This window comes from Acetatifactor sp. (assembly GCF_982438285.1).
This window is the reverse complement of sequence record NZ_CEWDFQ010000287.1, coordinates 1-4,014: the sequence shown is the minus strand read 5'-3', so window position 1 is coordinate 4,014 and position 4,014 is coordinate 1. Positions and strand designations below refer to the sequence as shown.

General features: G+C 48.6%; 4 protein-coding genes. All 4 read left to right on the top strand.

The genetic code is table 11. The annotated features are described in order from the left end of the window. A partial coding sequence (locus AC1WIP_RS12540) for a purine-nucleoside phosphorylase (protein ID WP_481142146.1) occupies positions 1-430 on the top strand: 430 nt, incomplete at its 5' end. Positions 431-491: 61 nt separating this feature from the next. After that, entirely contained in the window at positions 492-911 is a 420-nt protein-coding gene (cdd, locus tag AC1WIP_RS12535) for a cytidine deaminase (RefSeq protein ID WP_481142145.1), read from the top strand. Beyond that, a complete protein-coding gene (locus AC1WIP_RS12530) occupies positions 908-2,209 on the top strand; it encodes an amidohydrolase (protein WP_481142144.1) in 1,302 nt (433 codons plus the stop codon). Before cdd ends, AC1WIP_RS12530 begins: the two co-directional genes overlap by 4 nt. A 46-nt stretch (positions 2,210-2,255) precedes the next feature. Next, the gene (locus AC1WIP_RS12525; protein ID WP_481142143.1) at positions 2,256-3,941 is read left to right on the top strand and encodes a MutS-related protein; all 1,686 of its coding nucleotides are present in this window, start codon (positions 2,256-2,258) and stop codon (positions 3,939-3,941) included. Positions 3,942-4,014 lie beyond the last annotated feature (73 nt).

The following is a 4,014-nucleotide window of genomic DNA, read 5'->3' as shown; positions in this document are numbered from 1 at the left end:
GGACCACATTTCCCTGTTTGCTCCCAATCCTTTGATTGGGCCAAATATAGATGAGCTGGGAACGCGGTTTCCGGATATGAGCAGTGTTTATGACGAGAGTCTATGCGAGCTGCTTCGGGAGACTGCTATGGAAAATGATATTCCGCTCCAGGAGGGAGTGTATGCCCAGCTGACGGGGCCCTCCTTTGAATCCCCGGCGGAAATCCGCATGCTGCGTCAGCTTGGCTGCGACGCAGTGGGGATGAGCACGGTGGTGGAGGCCATTGCCGCCAATCACATGGGAATGCGTATCTGCGGAATTTCCTGTATCAGCAATCTGGCGGCAGGCATGACGGACCAGCCCCTTACCCATGAGGAGGTGCAGGAGGCTGCAGACATGGCGGCGCCTCGTTTTAAACAGCTGCTGACAAAATTTGTGGAAAGGCTGTAAACCCTGTGGGGAATGAAAGCTGTGTTAAGGCAGGACACATATGGGACAGGATGGAAAAAGGATGGAAAAGGCTTTGGAAAAAAAGCTGGTAAGGAAAGCCCTCGGGGCAAGGAAGCGCTCTTACGCCCCTTACTCTCATTATCAGGTGGGAGCGGCCCTTTTGACCTGGGAGGGGAGGATATACCAGGGTGGAAATGTGGAAAACGCCTCCTACGGCGCCTGCTGCTGTGCGGAGCGAAACGCCATCTTTCGGGCGGTGAATGAAGGGGAGCGCAGGTTTTTGGCCATTGCGGTGGCCGGCGGCATGGAGGGGGAAGCTCCCAGGGAATATGCCTTTCCCTGCGGCATCTGCAGACAGGTCATGAAAGAGTTTGCAGATGAGGACTTTCTGATTTTTGTGGCGAAAAGTGAGGATGATTACAAAAGCTATTCCCTGGGGGAATTGCTGCCTTATGGCTTTGGAGGGAGCTCAATCATATGAATATACGTTTATACAATGCAAAGATTCTTACCATGGAAAAGGACAGACCAGTTTTTGACGGGGAAATCTGGGTAAAAAATGAGAGAATTGTCTATGTGGCGGAGGAAGCGGAGTTAGAAAGCGAATGGAACCGGGATATTCCCAGGATCGTCTGGGATATTGAGATCGACTGCAAGGGGAATCTTTTGATGCCGGGCTTTAAGAATGCGCATACTCATTCCGGAATGACCTTTCTGCGGTCCTTTGCGGATGATGTACCCTTGCAGAAATGGCTGAATGAGAAGGTTTTTCCCATGGAGGCCAAGCTGAGCGGCGAGGATATCTACCATCTCACCAAGCTGGCGGTGTTAGAGTATGTGACCTCCGGCATTACTTCTATTTTTGATATGTATTTGACGCCGGACACGGCTGCAGAGGCATGTCTGGACACCGGCATGCGGTGTGTGCTGGTAAGCGGCCTGAATGATTTCAGCTCTTCCTTAGAACAGGTGGAGGCAGAATATCTGAAATGGAACCGGAAAAATTCCCTGATCAGCTATCAGCTGGGATTTCATGCGGAATACACCTGCTCCAAGGAGCTTTTATGGGATATCTGCCAGCTGGCGCACAAGTATCATGCGCCTATCTACACCCATCTGGCGGAGACACAGACCGAGGTGGAGCAGTGCAAGGAGAGGTACGGTATCACACCGGCTGTGTTTTTGGATTCCCTTGGGATGTTTGAGTATGGCGGCGGGTGCTATCACTGTGTGCATATGACACAGGAGGATATGGACGTATTCCGCAGACGCAGATTATATGTCATCACAAACCCGGCTTCCAATTTAAAGCTTGCCAGCGGCATTGCACCCATAGCACAGTTTCAGAAGAGAAAAATTCCGGTGGCCATCGGTACGGATGGGCCTGCAAGCAATAACTGCCTGGACATGTTCCGGGAAATGTTTCTGGTGTCAGGGCTGAGCAAGGTTCGGGAAAATGACGCCTCCAGCCTGGACGCTATGGATGTGCTGCGTATGGCCACAGTAAACGGAGCCAAGGCCATGCGTTTAAACCGCTCTGACGTGCTGGCTAAAGGGAAATATGCGGATTTGATTATGATTGATTTAAACCAGCCCAATATGCAGCCGCTGCATAACATTCCCAAAAATCTGGTGTACAGCGGAAGCAAGTCCAATGTGTGCATGACGATGATCAACGGGAAAATTTTATATTATAAGGGTGAATTCAATGTGGGAGAAAGTCCCGAGAGAATTTATCAAAACTGCAATGAGATTGTAAAGCGCCTGCTTTCCCAGTAGGGGATGCGGCGCTGGGAAAAAGAGAAGGAAGAAGTTTAAATTTAAAATGGAATTATTTTTGTTTTTCTTGGCAGTCGGTTTATTTTTGCTGGCTGTCTTTATCCGGGAAGGGATTTTGGCCAAAAAGCAGAAGCAGAGATTTATTCAATCTCTATACGAGGATTTTGGAACGCTGCCCCAAAAGGAATATGCTCTGGAACGCTATGCGCGCATGGGAAGCTTTTTTCACAAGCACGGAAAAGAAGGGCAGATAGATGATATCACCTGGAATGACCTGAATATGGATGATATTTTCAAACGGCTGAATTATACCTTTTCCGCTTCCGGGGAAGAATACCTGTATTACACACTGCGCACGCCGGGGCAGTCTGTGGAGGAGCTTTCTCATCTGGAGGAGGTGACGGAGTATTTTCTGGGACATCCCGACGAAAGAGTAGGGGTGCAGCTTTTGATGCGGAAGCTGGGACATACAGGCAAGTTTTCCATTTATGACTATCTGGATAATCTGAATTATCTGGGAAAGAGAAGCAACACAAGACATTACCTGATGGACGGTTTGTTTGTGCCCTTTCTTTGTATGCTTCCTTTTTGGTACACCGTTGGAATCTGTGGGATTGTAGTGTTGATTCTCTTTAACATTATCTCTTATTTTAAGGAGAAAAACGAGATTGATCCCTATATTACCAGCTTTGCCTATGTGATGCGTCTGCTGACTGTCTGCGACGGTCTGCTGAAAATAGAAATTCCACCCTTAAAGAGGGAATGGGAGGAAATGGAACGCTGTAAAAACGGTCTGAGCGGCATGAAAAGGGGTTCCTTTTGGGTCTTTTCAAGCAACCGCAACGCATCCACTGGAAATCCCCTTGATATTGTGATGGACTATATCCGCATGACATTTCATGTGGATTTGATCAAATTTAACAGGATGCTTTCACAGCTGACAAAGCATCTTGCGGATGTGGACGGTTTGATTACATGTGTAGGATATGTGGAGACAGCCATTGCTATCGGAGCCTTCAGGGTTTCCCTGGGGGAAGAATATTGTGTGCCAAAGCTTGGAAAAGGGGAGGAGCTTGTGCTTGAAAAGGCCTGGCATCCCATGCTTTCTGATCCAGTGAAAAACAGCATTTCCGCTGGAAGGGGTGTTTTGCTGACCGGCTCCAATGCCTCGGGTAAATCTACGTTTCTAAAGACGGTGGCGGTAAATGTCATTCTTGCCCAGACCATTCACACCTGTCTGGCAGCAAGCTACAGCGCTCCCTTTTTTCACATTTATTCCTCCATGTCTCTGCGGGATGATATGAAGGGCGGCGAAAGCTATTATATTGTGGAGATCAAGGCGTTAAAACGGATTTTAGATGCAGCCGAAAGGACAGAGGGAAAGGTATTGTGCTTTGTGGACGAGGTGCTTCGGGGCACCAATACTGTGGAGCGGATTGCAGCCTCCACCCAGATTTTAAAGAGCCTGACGGGAAGTAATATTTTGTGCTTTGCCGCCACGCATGATATTGAGATGACCGATCTTTTGCGGGATTTCTTCGACAATTATCATTTTGAGGAGGATATCAGGGACGGGGATGTATTTTTTAACTATCGGCTGATGAAGGGAAAGGCAGCTACCAGAAACGCCATCAAGCTTTTGGAAATCATGGGTTATGAGAAGGAAATCATAGAAAAGGCGTCCCGGCAGGCGGAGCGCTTTCTTTCCACCGGAGTGTGGGAGCTTGCCTGAAGAGGGAACCGGAAAGCGGGCGGCAGAGGAAAGAGAGGTTAGGAATGATTCAATTTGTAAACACTTTTTTGTC

Bases quoted from the DNA above. Each gene is read 5' to 3' on its own strand.
- cdd (WP_481142145.1), top strand. From the start codon at position 492: ATGGAAAAGGCTTTGGAAAAAAAGCTGGTAAGGAAAGCCCTCGGGGCA.
- AC1WIP_RS12530 (WP_481142144.1), top strand. From the start codon at position 908: ATGAATATACGTTTATACAATGCAAAGATTCTTACCATGGAAAAGGAC.
- AC1WIP_RS12525 (WP_481142143.1), top strand. From the start codon at position 2,256: ATGGAATTATTTTTGTTTTTCTTGGCAGTCGGTTTATTTTTGCTGGCT.